The 18,290-nt window shown below is 41.7% G+C and carries 20 protein-coding genes; 18 read left to right on the top strand and 2 right to left on the bottom strand.

Annotation, left to right across the window (positions count from 1 at the left end; all coding sequences use genetic code 11):
• Nucleotides 1-1,135: 1,135 nt before the first annotated feature.
• Nucleotides 1,136-1,873, bottom strand: coding sequence for an SDR family oxidoreductase (locus FMM05_RS00450; RefSeq protein ID WP_143371378.1), 738 nt, complete (start codon nt 1,871-1,873; stop codon nt 1,136-1,138).
• A 95-nt stretch (nt 1,874-1,968) separates the two neighbouring features.
• Between FMM05_RS00450 and FMM05_RS00445 the strand changes: the two genes are divergently transcribed.
• The 12 genes from FMM05_RS00445 to FMM05_RS00390 all read left to right on the top strand — a co-directional run bounded on the left by FMM05_RS00445 (nt 1,969) and on the right by FMM05_RS00390 (nt 12,124).
• Nucleotides 1,969-2,325: a winged helix-turn-helix transcriptional regulator gene (locus tag FMM05_RS00445; protein WP_143371377.1), complete on the top strand. Its 357-nt coding sequence runs from the start codon at nt 1,969-1,971 to the stop codon at nt 2,323-2,325.
• Nucleotides 2,326-2,515: 190 nt separating this feature from the next.
• On the top strand, nt 2,516-3,109 hold the full coding sequence (locus tag FMM05_RS00440) for a Crp/Fnr family transcriptional regulator (protein WP_143371376.1): 594 nt from the start codon (nt 2,516-2,518) through the stop codon (nt 3,107-3,109).
• Nucleotides 3,110-3,908: 799 nt separating this feature from the next.
• Entirely contained in the window at nt 3,909-4,559 is a 651-nt protein-coding gene (locus FMM05_RS00435) for a hydrolase (RefSeq protein ID WP_143371375.1), read from the top strand.
• A gap of 83 nt (nt 4,560-4,642) precedes the next feature.
• Complete coding sequence (locus FMM05_RS00430) at nt 4,643-5,212, top strand: YceI family protein (protein WP_143371374.1); 570 nt, start codon at nt 4,643-4,645, stop codon at nt 5,210-5,212.
• A 103-nt stretch (nt 5,213-5,315) separates the two neighbouring features.
• The gene (locus FMM05_RS00425) at nt 5,316-5,792 is read left to right on the top strand and encodes a Crp/Fnr family transcriptional regulator (protein ID WP_235894326.1); all 477 of its coding nucleotides are present in this window, start codon (nt 5,316-5,318) and stop codon (nt 5,790-5,792) included.
• Between the two features lie 128 nt (nt 5,793-5,920).
• The gene (locus FMM05_RS00420; protein ID WP_221932233.1) at nt 5,921-6,718 is read left to right on the top strand and encodes a type 1 glutamine amidotransferase domain-containing protein; all 798 of its coding nucleotides are present in this window, start codon (nt 5,921-5,923) and stop codon (nt 6,716-6,718) included.
• Between the two features lie 92 nt (nt 6,719-6,810).
• Nucleotides 6,811-7,113, top strand: a complete 303-nt coding sequence (locus FMM05_RS00415; protein WP_143371372.1) for a putative quinol monooxygenase — start codon at nt 6,811-6,813, stop codon at nt 7,111-7,113.
• Nucleotides 7,114-7,132: 19 nt separating this feature from the next.
• Nucleotides 7,133-7,531, top strand: coding sequence for a GlcG/HbpS family heme-binding protein (locus FMM05_RS00410; protein ID WP_143371371.1), 399 nt, complete (start codon nt 7,133-7,135; stop codon nt 7,529-7,531).
• Nucleotides 7,532-7,563: 32 nt separating this feature from the next.
• Nucleotides 7,564-8,307, top strand: a complete 744-nt coding sequence (locus FMM05_RS00405; protein WP_143371370.1) for an SDR family oxidoreductase — start codon at nt 7,564-7,566, stop codon at nt 8,305-8,307.
• 88 nt (nt 8,308-8,395) lie between these two features.
• Nucleotides 8,396-8,824 (top strand): Dps family protein, encoded by a 429-nt coding sequence (locus FMM05_RS00400; RefSeq protein ID WP_235894344.1) that lies wholly within the window; start codon nt 8,396-8,398, stop codon nt 8,822-8,824.
• A 5-nt stretch (nt 8,825-8,829) separates the two neighbouring features.
• Entirely contained in the window at nt 8,830-10,224 is a 1,395-nt protein-coding gene (locus FMM05_RS00395) for an aldehyde dehydrogenase family protein (RefSeq protein WP_143371369.1), read from the top strand.
• A 472-nt stretch (nt 10,225-10,696) separates the two neighbouring features.
• Complete coding sequence (locus tag FMM05_RS00390; protein WP_143371368.1) at nt 10,697-12,124, top strand: amidase; 1,428 nt, start codon at nt 10,697-10,699, stop codon at nt 12,122-12,124.
• Between the two features lie 279 nt (nt 12,125-12,403).
• On the opposite strand, the gene FMM05_RS00385 is transcribed toward FMM05_RS00390, so the two are convergent.
• Nucleotides 12,404-13,045 (bottom strand): NAD(P)H-binding protein, encoded by a 642-nt coding sequence (locus FMM05_RS00385; RefSeq protein WP_143371367.1) that lies wholly within the window; start codon nt 13,043-13,045, stop codon nt 12,404-12,406.
• A 246-nt stretch (nt 13,046-13,291) separates the two neighbouring features.
• On the opposite strand from FMM05_RS00385, the gene FMM05_RS00380 reads away from it, so the two are divergent.
• The 6 genes from FMM05_RS00380 (at nt 13,292) to FMM05_RS00355 (ending at nt 18,221) form a co-directional block, all read left to right on the top strand.
• Entirely contained in the window at nt 13,292-13,867 is a 576-nt protein-coding gene (locus FMM05_RS00380) for a TetR/AcrR family transcriptional regulator (protein WP_143371366.1), read from the top strand.
• Between the two features lie 45 nt (nt 13,868-13,912).
• Nucleotides 13,913-14,713: a putative quinol monooxygenase gene (locus FMM05_RS00375; protein ID WP_143371365.1), complete on the top strand. Its 801-nt coding sequence runs from the start codon at nt 13,913-13,915 to the stop codon at nt 14,711-14,713.
• 70 nt (nt 14,714-14,783) lie between these two features.
• Nucleotides 14,784-15,629: an aldo/keto reductase gene (locus FMM05_RS00370; protein ID WP_143371364.1), complete on the top strand. Its 846-nt coding sequence runs from the start codon at nt 14,784-14,786 to the stop codon at nt 15,627-15,629.
• Between the two features lie 70 nt (nt 15,630-15,699).
• Nucleotides 15,700-16,551: an aldo/keto reductase gene (locus FMM05_RS00365; RefSeq protein ID WP_143371816.1), complete on the top strand. Its 852-nt coding sequence runs from the start codon at nt 15,700-15,702 to the stop codon at nt 16,549-16,551.
• A gap of 18 nt (nt 16,552-16,569) precedes the next feature.
• Nucleotides 16,570-17,547 carry an aldo/keto reductase gene (locus tag FMM05_RS00360; RefSeq protein WP_143371363.1) on the top strand — a complete coding sequence of 326 codons (978 nt, stop codon included), beginning with the start codon at nt 16,570-16,572 and terminating at the stop codon, nt 17,545-17,547.
• Nucleotides 17,548-17,651: 104 nt separating this feature from the next.
• Nucleotides 17,652-18,221: a Crp/Fnr family transcriptional regulator gene (locus tag FMM05_RS00355; RefSeq protein WP_143371362.1), complete on the top strand. Its 570-nt coding sequence runs from the start codon at nt 17,652-17,654 to the stop codon at nt 18,219-18,221.
• The last annotated feature ends 69 nt before the right edge of the window (nt 18,222-18,290 follow it).

The following is an 18,290-nucleotide window of genomic DNA, read 5'->3' as shown; positions in this document are numbered from 1 at the left end:
TAAACGACGTTTGAATTGTACTATTATTTTATGACAGAGTAGTCTCCAGCTTTACTTAGAGATCGTATATACTAATTGCAGGCATTATTGAGGCTTTTTATTATTCTTGTCAATAATGTCTAAGAACAGGTACATCAATAGGTCAACTAAATCCTGAAAACAAAAAAACCTTTAATTCCTGGGATTTAAAGGTTCTTGTTTTGTTGAAGTCTAGTCGTAAACTTCATCTGGCGGAGAAAGAGGGAGTGGAACCTATAGCTCCAAACCCGCGTAAATGCTTATTTCCTTCTTGTTCAAAGAAGTTTTGCCACAAAATTGCCACAACTTCTTTGACACCGCACATATTTCTACTTTTTCAAGTTGAAAATGGCTTTGGCGGAGAGGGAGGGAAATGAACTATGGGGTCAAAATGCGCTTTTACAGCACAGAAATCAACTTAGTAGATGTGAGTGCCACAGAAGTGCCACAACACTTTCCTATCTCCGGTATCTTTTAAAGCTTCCTGCAAGGAAGCTGACTGATTTAAAGAACGTTATAATTCGTTATATGCAAAGTTACAAATAAATCATTAGTTAAGTAAATCGGTCAGTAAAAACTATAACCGTTGCTCCAAGATAAAACTACTAGGCAAAACTAATTTGTTCATTATGGACATTTTGGAATTGATCCTAAATTCATTTCCGCATCTGTTATTAAATAAAAGGAAAAGAATTCCGAACGAAAATTGGTAATAAACGCTTCGTCGGTGATATTGAATAAATTAACCTTGATTTTCAAGTTCTTATTGGTCCTGCGAACTAAAAAAAAGAAGCGAATTTAAGTCTAAGATTTTGTAGACAGGATCATAAGCAGTCAGTATTGAAACTCTTGTTAGGCCCGATAAGCAATCTGTTAGTGTACAAAAGTAATAAATGATAGATCGTGCATTACCACATAAGGGGAATGGTACTGGTCATCACATCCAGTAAATCTCTAATTGAATTCGGAATGTCTTTAATCCATTTTCCAAATGACTTTTCCTGATATTAATGCCTTAAAGCGGTATAAATTACTTGTCAGCTTAATAAGCTGATATTAACTAATAAAAAGGAAACATCTACAGAAACATTTGATTTATCACTATTAAAAATGTCAATTATACAAGCAAGCTCCCTCCATCAACCACGATAATTTGGCCGGTGCTAAAGCTCCCGCGAATCAGATACAAATAAGCCTCAGCAAGTTCATTTGCATTGCCAACCCTACCTGTTAACAATTTGCTTCCAATTTGGCTGTAGAAAGCTTCTCTGCGCTCTTTAGGCATGTTTCCCAGAAGGTTGGTCCTGACAGTCCCAGCACATACCGCATTAACCCTTATTGGTGCGAGTTCAAAAGCAAGTGCGCGGGTCAGCCCTTCAATTGCACTCGCTATCGCTGAGATCACAATTGTACCCTTCCTCGGCTTTCGTCCTAGGGCACCCGTGGTTAAAGTAATCGACCCATCTTTTCTTATCCGTGGTGACCCATACTTTGCTACCATTACAGCGCCCCAAAAACGAAGATTGATAGAGTGTTTTGCCTCTTCAATGTCCAATTTCGATAATTCGTGCAGTTGTAACGTATCTCCGGCGGTAAAAATTAGGTGGTCAAGTTCTCCAATCTTTTCAAAAAGCTGCTCGATCTGTTTTTCGTTTCCAAGATCGGCGGCCAAGCCAATGCTTTCTTTTGGTAGTAAGGTTAAAGCTTCGTCAACCTTTTGTTGGCTGCTTGATACCACGACAACGAGTGCACCTTCCTTTGCCATTGCTGATGCGGCAGCAAGGCCAATTCCTGAAGTGCCGCCCAGCAGCACCACCTTTTTACCCTTTAATGGGTAATCGCTTCTGTCTTCCATTTACTTGGTGTATTTAATCTGTTGTTTACTGGCAAATTTATTCCAACATAACTGTTAACTTGCTATTGCTTACCTATAGGAAAGCGACCATCCGTATGAAAAAATTAAAATGTGATCTTAAGCCCAATATTGAAAGGCAATTAGCCCTGACAGATGCAATTGAACTTTTGAGTGGTAAATGGAAGATTTCTATTTTACGAAGCCTGTATCATAGCAGTTCTTTGCGGTTCAAGGACCTTGCCATGGTATCGGGCGGCGTCACCCCGAAGGTGCTATCCAAGGAACTACAGCAATTGGAAGAAAATATGTTAATTACCAGAACAGTTAACAACACTAGACCCGTGACGGTATCTTATGCACTGACAACCCATGCTTTAGAAACCCTGCCTGTAATCAGAGCCTTGGTAGAATTTGGGCTTCAGCACAGGACAAACATAAAAGGCAAAATATGAATTCTGCTAACAGGTATAAAGTGTATGATTTCTATTTTGAAATGAACGGTTTAAAATATACCTTTGCTTTATCGCAATATAGTCAATGTGGACAAATGCAGTTCACAACCAAAAAATTACCCAGTAGTAGTTTAAATAATCGATTGCACTGACCGCATTTCTTTGACTAACGTTTTAAATTTATTATGGTATGGAAATTTTCAGGCAATATCTTAAAAGTAAAACTTCTATTACTGATGAGCAGTTTTCCATGCTATCTAATGAGTTAAAAACAAGACAAGTATCTAGGGGAGAGATATTACTGATTGCGAATACCCGCACGAAATTATTCTTTTTCGTGAGTAAAGGCCTTCTCCGTTCTTATACTTTGGATAAGCAGGGCAAGGAACATATTATTCAATTTGCGGTTGAAAACGGCTTTATTGGAGATCGCAATAGTGTTGTTTTCGAAGAGCCAGCTCAATTCTATGTAGATGCCCTCGAAGATTCTGAAGTTGTGGTTATCAATAACAAATTTATGGATCTGGCCCATGTAGTCATTCCTGATTTTGGATTATATAATACACTTAGACTTAATGATACGATTCGAGATATACAAAGAAGGGTAAGTTTACTGCTAGCTGCAACAGCAGAAGAAAGGTACAACAGTTTCATAAAATTGTATCCTGATCTGGGTCTTCGACTATCACAACTGGTTATAGCATCCTATCTTGGGATAACCCCTGAATCACTTAGTCGGATCCGTCGGAACCTGGTCAGGAATCCCGAAAGAGGCATGAAATAAATTTTTCAAAGCAATCTTGCCATAAACATTGTCCTAGATAACAAAGGTATTTTATTTGCAAGAAGAATATTGGAAAAATGGAGAACCGCTCAGTTTGACCACATAAAACCATTACACTTGCAAGGATGTAAATTGTTTTTATTATCAGTATTATTTATTTTAAAACAGATATAAAAACTAAGACTTAAAGCTTATATCTTTTGCTCAACAGCCTGAAAATACGTCCTTATGCAATAGTGTTTTTGTACAACCACATACGCATTTAAAGATCAGACATTTATTCTATAAGTTAAAATGCATAAATTTTATTTAGAGAGGCAATCACAGAATTGTTTGGTCATTCGTGATTAGGCATCCCAAAATATAACAGGCTTAATCAAACGATAGCATCACCTTTTTGCATAGCTCAACCTGTTGCGAACTCCACATAAGGAGTTGATGCATTAACTGCCATTACACGATGACTATTTTAATAACCTTCAAAGATATTCTCATCTTTGCCAATGCTTGTATAATCTGGGTGCTAGGATGCAGAGTGCTATAAATACGATTTATATAGAAATTCCTTAAAGCCTGTTCCACCTTCGTCAGCGCATTCATTTCTATTGATCCGGCCGATTTATCTAACAAAGATATCCGCCCGCGACACAAGATAACGAAAACCATCAAGTATATCTTACCATAGATCAAGTTTCTAAGGTTTTGATGTGCATAATTTTGTTTCAGAAAGCATCACAAGTATCAATCACTTGATGTTTTTCTGGCAGAAATAATAGTAACATTTTAAAATTTAGAAAACATGAGTAGTTTACCAATTCGCAATCAGGAATCAGACCACCTGCTTACAGCAGAAAATGCCGCTTTAATTATCATCGATTATCAACCTCCGCAAGTTAATTCTATAGCTTCAATGGACAGGCAGTTGTTAATCAATAATATCGTCGGAACGATAAATGCGGCAAAACTTTACCGTATGCCAATCGTGCTGACAACCGTGAATGTCAAGACCGGGCTAAATCAAGAAACCATTCCACAAGTAAAAAAACATCTTGGCGGCATATTGTCATTAGACAGAACTTCTATTAATTCTTGGGAAGATAAAGAATTTGTAGAGGCGGTAAAAGCAACGGGGCGCAAAAAACTTATTATGGCTGCCTTATGGACGGAGGCTTGTCTTGCATTCCCGGCCCTGGATGCATTGAAAGAGGGCTATGAGGTTTATTTGGTGGTGGACGCTGTGGGCGGGACCTCCAAAGTCGCTCACGATGTAGCCATCAGACGATTGGAACAAGCCGGTGCGATTTCGATCAGCACAGTACAACTTTTTTGTGAACTCCAACGCGACTGGGACAGAAAAGAAACGGTGGAAGGTTTTATGAAATTATTTATAGAAACCGGTGGAACGGCAGGCATTCAGTTTGGTTATGACGGTTCTGCCGGGGAAAAATAACATACATGCGGGTCCGGAATAATCCCAGCCCGCATTTTTAACACCTGATATTTCTTTCTCAATTAATCAACAAAAAAACCATTATGAAATTATTGGACGACACATTACAAAATGTAACCGAAATAGTATCGGAAGAAGAAACAATATGGAGGAACGACCAAGACCATTCGCATTTAGGTTTTACCGTTACCCACATGTTGATCAATGATATCACAGGCAGGTTTAATACTTTTAATATCGATATTAAAACCTCGAAACCCGATTTTAGTGATGCATCCATCGAATTCAGCGCCCTGGTGGATTCAATTGATACACAAGTCAGGCAGCGCGATGAACATTTGCGCAGCGCAGATTTTTTTGATGGCGAAAAATATCCCTTTATCCACTTTAAAAGCTTGATCATTGGTGAAGTGTCAGCTCACCATTACAAGGTAATTGGCCAATTAACCATACATGGAATAACCAGGACCGTCACTATTGATCTGCACTACAGGGGAACAAAGATAAATCCACATACGCAAAACCTGACCGCCGGTTTTCAGGTCCTGGCCGAGATTAAGCGTTCGGATTATGGAGTAGGCAGAATATTGCCGTTTCAGCAGTTAATGGACGAGGTGGTCATTAAAGCAGATGGTGAGTTTGTGATAGTTTAAAATTCAGGCCATGGAAAAACTGAGAAAGCATATCCAGCAGATCACGCCGATCAGCGATGAAGAGTTTGAGTCTGTAAAACCATATTTTACGATCAGAAAAGTATTGAAAAATCAGTTTCTGATTCAGCAGGGTGATGAGGCCTTGTATGAGTACCTGATCCTGAGCGGTATTTTCCGGGTGTTCTATCTGGAAGAAAGTGGAAAAGAACATATCGTACAATTCGCAACGGAGAACTGGTGGATGTCAGACTATATTGCCTATTTCAACCATCGGCATACTAATATGAATGTAATTTGTATGGAAGCGGGGGAAGTTCTATGCCTTACCCTTGAGGGCAGGGAAAACTTATCGGCGGCACTCCATAAGATGGAACATTTCTTCAGGATAAAGCTGACAAAAGGCTATGTGGCACTTCAGCAAAGGATCATTTCATTGCTTTCCGGAAATCCGGAACAGCGGTACGAGGAATTTGCACGCCTATACCCGAACCTGATACAAAAGATGCCCAAAAAGTATGTAGCCGAATATTTGGGCCTTAGCCGGGAAACCCTTAGCAGGCTTCACGCAAAGCACGGATGACTTCTTTCTAACCAATATAACTGTGATTTCAGTCACACTGTTTTTGTGAGTTCCCTCCTTGTACTGAGGAGGGTTGACGTAATAAATTTGTACTATAAATAATTTATAACAATTAAAAAATGACAGCCATGAAAACAATAATGGTATTCACTCTCATGCTTGCTTTTTTATCTTCCAACGCGCAGTATAAAAAAGACAACACATCAGCAAAAGAAAAAACAAGTACTACTAAAAGTAAAGAAACCATGAAAAAGAAAATTTTAATCATCGTGTCCAATGCCAATGCGATCGGACCGAACAACAGGAGAACCGGGATCTTTCTTCCCGAAGTTGCACACCCTTATGCAGAATTTAGCAGAGCGGGGTACCAAATAGATTTCGCCAGCTTAACAGGCGACACGCCTTATCTGGATGCACTTAACCTGGCGAGTGACCCGGACAACCTCGCCTTTTTAACCGGCAAAGGATGGGAGGCCATGCAAAAAGCGGGCAAATTGTCAGATGCTAACATCGACAGTTATGATGCAGTGTTCATACCGGGAGGCTTGGCACCGATGGCAGATATGCCGGAAAATGCGCTCCTTAAAGAGGTAATACGCAAGACATACGAACGGAAAGCGATTGTTGGCGCGGTATGTCATGGCCCCGTTTCTTTATTGAACGTTAAATTGAGTAATGGATCCTACCTGGTAAACGGAAAGAATATCACATCGTTTACCGATGAGGAAGAAAACGCCTACGCCGTAGCGGACGTCCCTTTTCTACTGGAGACAGCCTTAACAAAACAGGGTGCTAAATTTCACGCAGCTGCGCCATGGTCTGCTCACAGCATTGCGGATGGTAACCTGGTAACCGGTCAGAATCCAGCCTCAGCTAAAGGAGTAGCGGAAAAGATGGTCAATATCCTGGAATCTAAAAAAAAGTAAAAGATAGTGATACCGTCCCTCTTTAGTATACAGCCGGGGGGCGGTTTCCTATTAACTTCTCAATTATTAAAAATTATTACAAGGGAAGCAAAATGGAAAAGCAACAAATCATCCATGTATTCGCTACATGGAAAGTCAGGGAAGGGCAGATAGATAAGGTCTTAAACCTATTAAAGACTGTTCGGGCCGAAAGTATCAAAGAAACAGGCAACCTTTTTTATAAAATCCACCAAAGCATTTCGGAGCCAAATATCTTGGTATTGGCAGAAGGTTATACAGGCGAAGCTGCCGTGGCAGAACACCGTAATTCATCTCATTATCAGGAGCTGGTAATAGGGGAAATTTTGCCTTTACTGGAAAACAGGGAAGTTGTTTTAACCATTCCTTTGGACTAAATATCTTAAAAAAAGCGTTATGAATGTTACACTGAATCAGGCCGAAAAGATTTTAGCAGCAGCAAAGGCCAAGGCAGAAAAAATTGGTGTTGCCATGAACATTGCAATAGTAGATGAGGGTGCTAACCTGAAACTGTTTTGCAGGATGGATGGTGCCCTGTTGGGCTGTGCAGATATCGCGATAAAGAAAGCAAAGACATCTCGCTTTTTTGATATGGGCTCGGGTGAAATTGGAAAATTATCACAACCAGGCGGCAGCTTGTACAATATTGAACATTCTAACGGAGGTTTAATTTCATTCGCGGGCGGTATGGTTTTAATAAATGGCGATGACAAGATAATAGGCGCAATTGGTATATCCGGAGGGACTGTAGCACAGGATGAAGAGGTGGCAGTTGCCGGTGCTAACGCTATATAACATTAGGTTATTATAAATCTAAAAATAGAAAAATGGAAAATAATATTAAAAATAAAATAGTAGTAATTACCGGAGCCAGCAGTGGCCTGGGAGAAGAAACTGCAAAACATCTTGCCGAAAAAGGCGCAATTGTTGTGCTGGGGGCAAGGCGCTCAGACAAACTAGAACAAATTGTAAACGATATTACGGCAAAGGGGGGCAAAGCATTATATCAGGTAACGGATGTAACCCAAAAAGAACAAGTGCAAGGCTTAGTTGATATAGCCGTCAGTGCGTACGGTAAGATCGATGTTTTGATCAACAACGCCGGCATTATGCCGATCGCGCCCATGGCTGAAGTGAGAACCGACGAATGGGACAATATGATCGATGTCAATATTAAAGGGGTACTTTATGGGATCGCCGCAGCTTTACCGATCTTTCAAAAACAGGGATCGGGTCATTTCATCAATTTAGGTTCTGTTGCCGGGATCAAAGTTTTTAGCCCCGGTGGTACCGTTTACAGTGGAACCAAATATGCTGTCCGGGCAATAAGTGACGGGTTGAGACACGAAGTAGGTCGTCATATTCGTACCACAATAATTGAACCTGGCGCAGTAGATTCGGAATTGAAGTTAAGCACCAACCACGAAGAGAGTTCTGTCGGTGTTAATGAATTTTATAAAATTGCTATTCCGGCTGCCAGTGTAGCAAGAGCAATAGCTTTTGCGATAGAACAACCGGCTGATGTTGATATCAATGAGATCGTACTCAGGCCAGCAGCACAGGATTTCTAATAGCCTATCCCCATGCTGTAAGCTTTGAGAAATTAAATTATAACATATGACTACAAATATTGGAATATCAGATAGCGACCGATAAGCTATAGCTAATGATCTGTCAAATATATTAGCTGACGAATTTGTGCTTTACACCAAAACAAAAAATGCGCACTGGAACGTGGAAGGTATAGACTTTTATGATAAGCATAAATTTTTTGAGGTGCAGTTTGAGCAATTGGATGATATCATTGACGGCATTGCGGAAAGGATCCGTTCATTGGGCCACTACGCGCCAGCTACCTTAAAGACATTCTTGGATCTAACAAAATTGCTGGAATCCGGTAATGATGAAAAAGATAGCAGAAGTTTTGCAGCCCGACTATTACTGGATCATGAGCATATTATCAGAATTTTAAGGGAAAAGATAAGCCGGTTCACGGAGGATTTCAATGATCTGGGCACAAGTGATTTTATAACTGGATTAATGCGTGATCACGAGAAGATGGCTTGGTTTCTACGCACACAAATATAAAAATCATGGAAAACACAGTGAAAATAAGATCGCCGTACGATCAAAAGTTGGTTAAGGAATTGACTTTGATCGAGGCCAATGAAATTGAGAACATTATTCAAAATGCTAAAAGCTTATTCGATGACCAGTCTCTTTGGCTTCCGGCATACCAAAAGATCGAAGTACTGGAAAAAGCAGCCTCGATAATGAATGCCCGGATCGAAGAGTTAACGTTTTTAGCAATTAGCGAAGGCGGCAAACCTTACAAGGATTCTAAAGCAGAAGTGTTAAGAGCCATAAAAGGCGTTAAATTGGCCGTTGAGCACATTTCACAATTAAAGGGTGAACAAGTTCCTATGGCGCTTACTGAAGCATCATTAAACAGGCTAGCTTTTACAATTAAAGAGCCTATTGGCGTCGTGGCTGCTATCAGTGCGTTCAACCACCCTTTGAATTTGGCCGTTCATCAAATTGTTACTGCTGTGGCGGCGGGCTGTCCCGTAATATTCAAGCCAGCGTTAGCAACACCATTATCAAGCCTGGCCCTTGCCGATATTTTAAGAGAAGCAGGATTGCCATCCGGATGGCTCCAGATTGTGCTTTGTTCTAAAGAGGCCGCAGAAAAGTTAGTCACTGACCCTCGGATCAGTTTTTTCTCGTTTATTGGTTCTGCAAAAGTCGGATGGTATCTAAAAAGTAAACTGTCTCAAGGCACAAGATGTGCATTAGAACATGGTGGCGCAGCCCCGGTAATTGTTGAGCAAGATGCTGATTTTGCCGAAATGATACCCGATCTGGTCAAAGGCAGTTTTTACCATGCAGGCCAGGTTTGTGTTTCCGTCCAAAAAATTTATGTGAACCAGGATATTTGCGACCTGTTCATTCAAAAGTTTACCCAAGCGACCAATAAATTAATTGTTGGCGACCCTTCAGAAAAAAGTACAGATGTAGGACCTTTGATCAATTCAAGAGAAGCCGATCGCGTGGCCGAGTGGGTCAAAGAGGCTATTGCTGATGGCGCTGAACTAATTACCGGTGGAACAAGGGTCTCTGAAACTATTTTTCAGCCAACGATTTTATTTAATCCACCAGAAAGTTCTAAAGTGTCTTGCAAAGAAATTTTTGGCCCGGTTGTATGCATCTATCCCTTTACAGTGCGTGACGAGGCCATTAAGAAAGCCAATGCATTGGAGGTTCATTTTCAGGCCGCTGTTTTTACGAAAGATTTAGATATCGCCTTCGATATAGTTAAAAAATTGAATGCTACCGCCGTAATGATCAACGATCATACTGCTTTTCGTGTCGACTGGATGCCATTTGGTGGGCGGGATTCATCAGGTATTGGTATGGGAGGCATTTCTTATTCCATGAATGAAATGACAAGAGAGAAGCTAATGGTTATTAAAAGTAAAAACTTGTGATGGGATAGTCGATGTTGAATTTGACCCCAATAGGATATGAACGTAGTGGCTGCCAGTGGATATGACGACACCGGCATTTTGCAGATATTTTAAGCGGCAAACTGAAATGACCTTTCCTGATTTGTTAATCAATACCGCGTCAAAAAAGCCAAAGCACCTCTTAATGAAAGGGCCCTGATGTAGTTGCAACTTGTTATGCAGTCGGGTTTAAAGGTTAGTCTTTTTTCAATATGGTGGTATTTAAAGCTATCGTAAATTTAACACCTTCGGAAATTAAACAGCACACGATGAGTAAACATAGTGTATGAGCGTGTACTGAATGCGCTTGCCTGTTGAAAAGCCTGACACCAAAACCTGTGACAAATGTCAATGTCTTTGCGTCATATTATTTCTTTTTGAGGAGTTAATCCTTCTCATTTTGTCCGGCACCCGGTTAGGGCAATAATACTTATAACACTAAAAATAAAAGGATATGAAAAATCAAAATAGTAATCATACACCGGTGTATTTTCAGGACGCCACAACACTGGCGAAAATGATCCGTGACCGTGAAGTTTCGCCTGTCGAAATCATGAAAGTACATCTTGAGCGCATTGAAGGTTTAAACCCTGAAATCAATGCGATTGTAACCGTTGCTGACAGCGCACTGGCGTACGCCAAATTAGCAGAAGATGCCGTGATGAGAGGCGATGAGTTAGGACCGTTACACGGTGTGCCTTTTACCGTAAAGGATTCAATAGATACCGCTGATGTCCTAACCCAGCGGGGTTCACCGATTTTCAAAGGCCGTCTTCCCGATACCGATGCCACCAGCGTTTTGCGGATGAAACAGGCAGGCGGTATACTTTTGGCTAAGACGAATCTTCCCGAATTCTCTTACTGGATCGAAAGCGACAACCTGCTTAGCGGCAGGTCCAACAATCCATGGGACCTTACCCGTACGCCGGGCGGTTCCAGCGGCGGTGAATCGGCTGCTATAGCGGCGGGTATGTCCCCGATTGGTTTAGGCACTGACCTGGCCATCTCTGTTCGAGGCCCGGCTGCGCAAACCGGTATCGTATCACTTAAAGCGACACATGGCCGCGTCCCGATGACAGGGATCTGGCCGCGCGTACCGCGCCGATTCTGGCATGTGGGGCCAATGGCACGCAGCATCCGTGATTTGGAACTTGCCTTCAAAATACTTTCCGGGCCTGACGGCTTCGACGCCTTCGCCACAAGTACCGTACAGTTTGATGCCGGAGCAGGCAAGTCTGCTGGTCGCCAACTGCGGGTGGGATGGATGGTTGGGCCAGGCTTCGGTCCGGTAGACCCCGAGGTGGCGCGCACAGTTGAGTCAGCGGCTAAAGCGCTTAAAGAGCTGGGTTTAACAGTTGAGCAGGTTCGCATACCGGCACTGGAACGCGACTTTGCACTTGACGTGTTTAACAAGTTGCACGTGATGGAAATGAAAGAAGCGTTTCGGGAAGCTACGGTCGGCCGCAGTGAAGATGAATTGTATAAGATGGCTAAGACAATGCTGTCCCTTCCGGATACCTCCATGGGAGACTTTATATACGCAGAACAGGCTGCGGAACGCCTGAGGGACGGCTTTGCGCAATATTTCCAGCAGTATGATGTGTTACTTACGCATGTGCTTCCAATTCCGGCGCACAAACATGGTGTGGAAGAGTTTATCATCGATGGTCAGCAGGTAGATGCTACTTATTTACAGGGCGCAACCGTTCCATTAAACGTTACCGGCTTACCGGGCATCGCGATGCGCTTCGGTACCAGTAAAGAAGGTTTACCTATTGCCGTGCAAGTCGTAGGTAGCTGGCTGGCAGAGTCAACTATTCTGCATGTAGCATCGCTATTAGAAAGCGTGAGTGAGGTACGCGATCTGCACCCTAACATTTAAACTGATAGAATGTCCAGGAAACAATAAGTCCGTTCGGATATCTCCGGATGGACTTGTTTATTTCTGGCAAAGCCTGTCTTCACCCAGCTCATTGTTTTCCTAGAAATGCCTGGATAGGGTAGTGCTCGTTTGACCTTAAAAAGTTTAAGCCGTTTGAGCAATTCGTGATCGAGGCCAAAGCAGTGATTATATATTCATCTATTTTCAGGATAGCAATTAGCTGCTTATCGCTATCCTGAAAATTCAGAGGTAGTTACGTTTTGTATGGTATACTTTGATTTACAAGCTATTAATTGCCTCTTCGATCGGAATATCTCCATCATGCATACTGATCACTTTTCTAAAGGTTTTGGGATTGTTCAATACGGCCACCAATGTATTTGCTACATTCTCTATCGAGTTACTCCGATGATGCTGGATATTTACTGTAATTTTTCCTGAACCAGGTGTCTCGGTTAACCAACAAGGCTGCATCAATGTGTAGTTAAGCTTAGTGTTGTTGATCAGCCACTGGTCAGCGTAATGTTTAGCGATACCGTAATCGGTCAGTTCTTCAAGCCCTTCCTCTTTCCATTTAGCTGGTTCCAAAGAAAAACCGAAACTTAGATGAATAAATCGTTCAATGCCTTTGCTTTCGGCCGCCGTCATAATCTTTATAGCCCCATGCAGGTCGGTTTGCAAAAGGCCTTCGTCAGTCCCCGAGCCGGCCACGCAATATACTGCGTCAAAATCATCAGTAATCTTGGCTACGATCTGAGCTAATTGCTGCGTGATATCAAGGTTTAAATGCTTGTAATTTGGATGATCAAACAATGGCTTATTGTGTCTTGATGTTCCGGTAATTTCATGTCCAAGTGCTAAAAGCTGAAGGGTGAGTATAGTTCCGACCCTGCCACTAGCACCAACGATTAAGATTTTCATCAGTAGATTTTTAGTTGTTAAGAATTTATATATTTTACTGGTATCAAATATCAGCAGCAATTAGTTGCATAAAATTGATCTATGGTAATAATGCTTTAAATGATAAACGTATTAAACCTACAATTAAACACTTGATCTTATAGATACGCGGTTTGATTTTTGCTTTAATTGTCAACTAAAGATCATTTACTGTTAAAGTAAGTAGTTTTAATTGGAACGAAAGGTTTAATATTGTACATTTGTCCTATGCCAAGAAACAAAGAATTCGATTATGATGAAAAGCTGAAAACAGCCAGGGACCTTTTTTGGAAAAAGGGTTACAATGCAACGACTATGAATGACCTTGTAGATACCATGCAGATCAACCGTAGCAGTCTGTATCTGGCTTATGGTAATAAACACGACCTGTTCTTAAAGTCGCTGACCAACTATATTCAAAAAAAAGATAAGCAGTACAATCAGGCGGCACAAAAAAGCGATCAGCCATTAGAGGCGATCAGGAATGTGATTTATTCCGTTTTTAAATCTGCAGTGCAGGATACGAATTGCCTGTTCACAAATTCTGTTTTTGAACTGGCATTGACCGACAAAGAAGTAAGCGAGCTATTGCAAAAGCAAACGTTGAAAGCGGTCGGACTTTTCGAGAAATTGCTCAAGCAAGCTCAGGCGGATGGCTCACTATCAGCAGATAAAAACCCGCTGGCTTTAGCACACTTCTTAGTATCCGGGCTCGTATCTATTTACAACACACATATTTTGTTTGCCGATGCAAAGCTCACCAAACAAACGACTGAAATTTTAATAGGCACTATAGTAAAATAATTTTTTTGCCCTATTGTGGAACGATAGGTTTAATAAAGAAAGAATATGATAACTCAAGTATTTAAAAACAATGCTGCATTCCAAATTATGTCAATAGGAAGCTTATTGTTGATAACTGCGGTAATAGTATCACAATTATTAGCATTGTGCGGAACCGGAAACCCAACCCAAAACATGAGAGAAGCAGTTAATATAAATGCAAAAGCCGCTCAGGAGACTTTCCAGGAACTAGGCTTTTTTGGTGATATCAAAAAAGAAAAATGGAACGACTTTGTCGGGGCAGTTCAAAACAACATTACCCATTCGCGGAAAGAAAAGGGCAATATTTCCTTTAGCTTGTACAAACCTGAGGATGGGAAATTGCAACCCATATGGTTTGAACGTTTCGAGAACAAAGCGGCTCATAATTATCACAAAGAGCAGGTCTATTTTAAAGATGCCATTACGGTCATCCAGCAATCGCTCGCAGGAGATGCAAAGTCTATAACGCTTAAAGTCTTAGATGAGATACCTGCAATGATCCCTAAAATTACTGCTCACAATGGGACAGATCGTTTTGTGATCGTGCTGTTTGATGTTAAGCCTGAAAAAAGGAAATCCTTTATTGGTGCAATGGCCGGGATCGTTTCCCCGACGCGAAAAGCCCAGGGAAACCTGGAGTTTAACCTTTATGGTTACGCAGAGGATCCGAACAAATTTGTGCTAATAGAAGGCTGGCAAAGCCAGGCTGACCATGAGGCGCAATTAAAACAGGACTATATCAAGCAATTGACAATTGCTTTAGAAGGTCTTTTTGTATCCAACCCAGTGGACACCCGCTATATTGTCAAAGATATAGCGCAATAAATACAGATCAATAATACTTAAATGATCATCTATCTCCTGAAATAACAATTCATATATATATATAATTAACATGCAAACAATTAAATTAAACAACGGCGTAGAAATGCCACTTGTAGGTTTAGGCGTATTCCAGATACCGGACCTGAACGAATGCGAACAAACCGTACTGACCGCCATCAAAGCAGGCTACCGCCTGATAGACACCGCTTCCCTATACCTGAACGAATCCGCTGTGGGTAACGCCATCAAAAAAAGTGGTGTAGCCCGGGAAGAACTATTTATTACTACGAAACTTTGGGTACAGGATGCAGGTTACGAAAAGACCAAAAAAGCGTTCGAAAAATCGTTAAAAGAATTACAGCTGGAGTACATAGACCTGTATTTGCTTCATCAGTCGATGGGCGATTATTACGGCTCGTGGCGCGCCATGGAAGAACTGTATAGAGAAGGTAAGATCCGCGCCATCGGTATCAGTAATTTTTTTCCTGACCGGGTGGTCGACCTTATTGCGCACAACGAGATCGTTCCGGCGGTGAACCAGATAGAGATCAATCCTTTCTATCAAAGAGCATCCGACCACGAATTATTGAGGAAAAACAATATCGTTACGCAATCCTGGGCATCCTTTGCAGAGGGTAAAAATGAGATCTTCAACAATAAAGTACTTACTGGCATAGGTACTAAATATGGCAAATCTGTTGCCCAAGTTACCCTGCGCTGGCTTGTGCAGCAAGGGATCGGTGTGATCCCGAAATCGGTTCGCGAAGAACGAATGGTTGAAAATCTTAATATTTTTGATTTTGAACTGACCCAGGAAGACATTGATGCTATTGCCGCCCTGGATACTGGCAAAAGTGTGTTTTTTGATCACCGCGATGCAGAAACCGCAGATTGGCTGACCAAACTGACGTTTTAAGTAATAGATCATTATTAACTCATTTCCATAGTCTAAACAGGCTATGGAAATTTTCACCTATCCCAAAAGCATGCAAACGATCAAATTAAATAACGGTATAGAAATGCCTCTGTTAGGGCTGGGCGTCTATTTAATGAACGACCCTGAAGAATGCGAACGATCTGTTTTGACCGCCCTAGAAGCAGGTTACCGCCTTATTGATACCGCTTCAGCTTATGGTAATGAGGAGGTGGTTGGCCATGCCATCAGGAAAAGCAACGTAGCCAGGGAAGACCTGTTTATCACCACAAAGCTTTGGGTGCGGGATGCCGGGTATGCAAATACCAAAAAGGCTTTTGAGGATTCATTGAACCGGTTACAATTAGAGTACCTGGACCTGTACCTCATTCACCAGGCCGTGGGCGATTATTACGGTTCCTGGCGCGCCATGGAAGAACTTTACAAAGAAGGAAAAATAAGAGCCATTGGAATCAGCAACTTTTTCCCGGATAGGGCTGCCGACCTGATCGCACACAATGAAATTGTCCCTGCCGTGAACCAGATTGAAGTGCACCCATTTTATCAACGTTCGGACACGCAAGCGTTTTTGGAAAGTAAGGGTGTGCAAATCCAGTCCTGGGCATCGTTTGCCGAAGGCAGAAATAATCTTTTCACGAATGAGACTTTGGCTTCGATCGGAAAAAAGTATAACAAATCCGTGGCACAGGTTACTTTGCGCTGGCTCATCCAAAGAGGAATTGCAGTTATACCAAAATCTGTCCGCCAGGAAAGGATCATTGAGAACGCAGATATATGGAACTTCGAGTTAACATCAGCCGATATGGATGCCATCTCGGAGCTGGATAAGAACCAAAGTGCGTTCTTCGACCACAGGGACCCGCAGATTATATCAAAATGGATACCTCGTAAATTTAGACTTTAACTGTTAATCAATAAAATTATGAAGCATATTAAACTTGGAGGTCTGGAAGTAGGCCGTATCGGTCTTGGCGCCATGGGTATGTCAGCATATTATACTATGGGTGAAACCAATGAATCAGAATCAATCCGCACCCTTCACCGGGCAATAGACCTTGGTGTTACACTGATCGATACCGCTGAAGTATACGGCCCTTATACCAATGAAGAACTGGTGGGCAAAGCTTTAAAGGGCAAAAGAGACCAGGTTGTTCTCGCCACCAAATTCGGCCTGATCTCACATGCTAAAGGAGTTGCTAATGAGATGGACAGCAAGCCATCAAACATCCGGTCGGCGGTGGAAGGTTCGCTCAGACGTTTGCAAACGGATCATATTGACCTTTACTATCAACACCGGGTTGATCCTAATACTCCTATAGAGGATACGGTCGGTGCCCTTGCTGATCTGGTTAAAGAAGGAAAAATACGTTATATCGGGCTTTCTGAAGCAGGTGTATCTACTATTCGCCGTGCGCACGCCATTTATCCCATCTCGGCTCTACAAAGTGAATATTCCCTTTGGGTCCGCGATCCCGAGGCAGAAATACTGCCGGTTTTACGTGAACTGGGCATCGGTCTAGTCCCTTATTCGCCTTTAGGTCGCGGTTTTCTGACAGGACAGATCAAATCCGCTGATCAGATCACCGATGATGACTGGCGTAAAAACAATCCGAGGTTCACAGGCGAAAATTTCACAAAGAATTTAAAGATCGTTGAAGAGGTTGAGACAATCGCCGCCGAGGTAAACGCCAAACCCGGGCAAATTGCGCTCGCTTGGTTACTTGCGCAAGGCAACGACATTGCGCCGATCCCGGGAACTAAACGCGTAGACCGCCTTAAAGAAAACGCAGCTGCTGATCTTATTGAACTTAGCAAAGCTCAGATCAGTAAACTGAATAACCTTACGCCAGCTTCAGGAGAACGGTATGAAGATGTGTATATGTCATCAATTGAACGTTAGAGATATTTCTCTTGATATTTCGATCGACCGGTGCTCCAACGCATCAGGGCAATTTTTTACCATATGGTAAATGATCAGGTTTTAATAATGCCGAAATTTAACTTATGAAAGAATTCATCGATTACATATTACAGTTTGGGAACCTCAACAAGCAACAGACAGACCTCATCATAAGCAAAGCAATAATGCGCGAACTTCATAAGGATGAATATTTTTCAGAAGCCGGAAAGGTTCCGAGGCAGGTTGGATTTATTTTGGAAGGCGTGGTTCGTTTCTGCTACTACAATAACAAAGGTGATGAGATCACTCATCATTTCATTGACGAAAACAATTTTGTTTCGGACCAACAAAAGTTTGAGTTACAAGTAGTAGCTTCCGAGTACATACAGGCTGTCACTGATTGCAAAATGCTTGTATTTTCAAAGAAAGACTGGGACGACATCGGGAATACAATTGTTGGCTGGCATAATATTACGGCACTGATAACGAAGAATTGTTTGTTAAAAGCGATTGAAAGAAGGAGCCCGTTGGTTTCAGAAGATGCAACTACACGTTATTTATCGTTTATTGAAAATTTTCCTGCCCTTATAAATCGTATTCCTCTTTCCCATATCGCTTCTTATTTGGGGATCACGCAACAATCATTAAGCAGGATAAGAAAAAATATTCGTTAACATCACTTTTTACCAAATGGTAAATGGTTTCATTTTTTAGAAGTCAACCTTTGTATCATTAATTTAAAT

It is taken from the genome of Flavobacterium zepuense, assembly GCF_007097145.1.
In the GTDB taxonomy this organism is placed as follows: Bacteria; Bacteroidota; Bacteroidia; order Flavobacteriales; family Flavobacteriaceae; genus Flavobacterium; species Flavobacterium zepuense.
The sequence above is the reverse complement of the archived record's forward strand: the minus strand, read 5'-3'. Positions and strand labels throughout refer to the sequence as shown.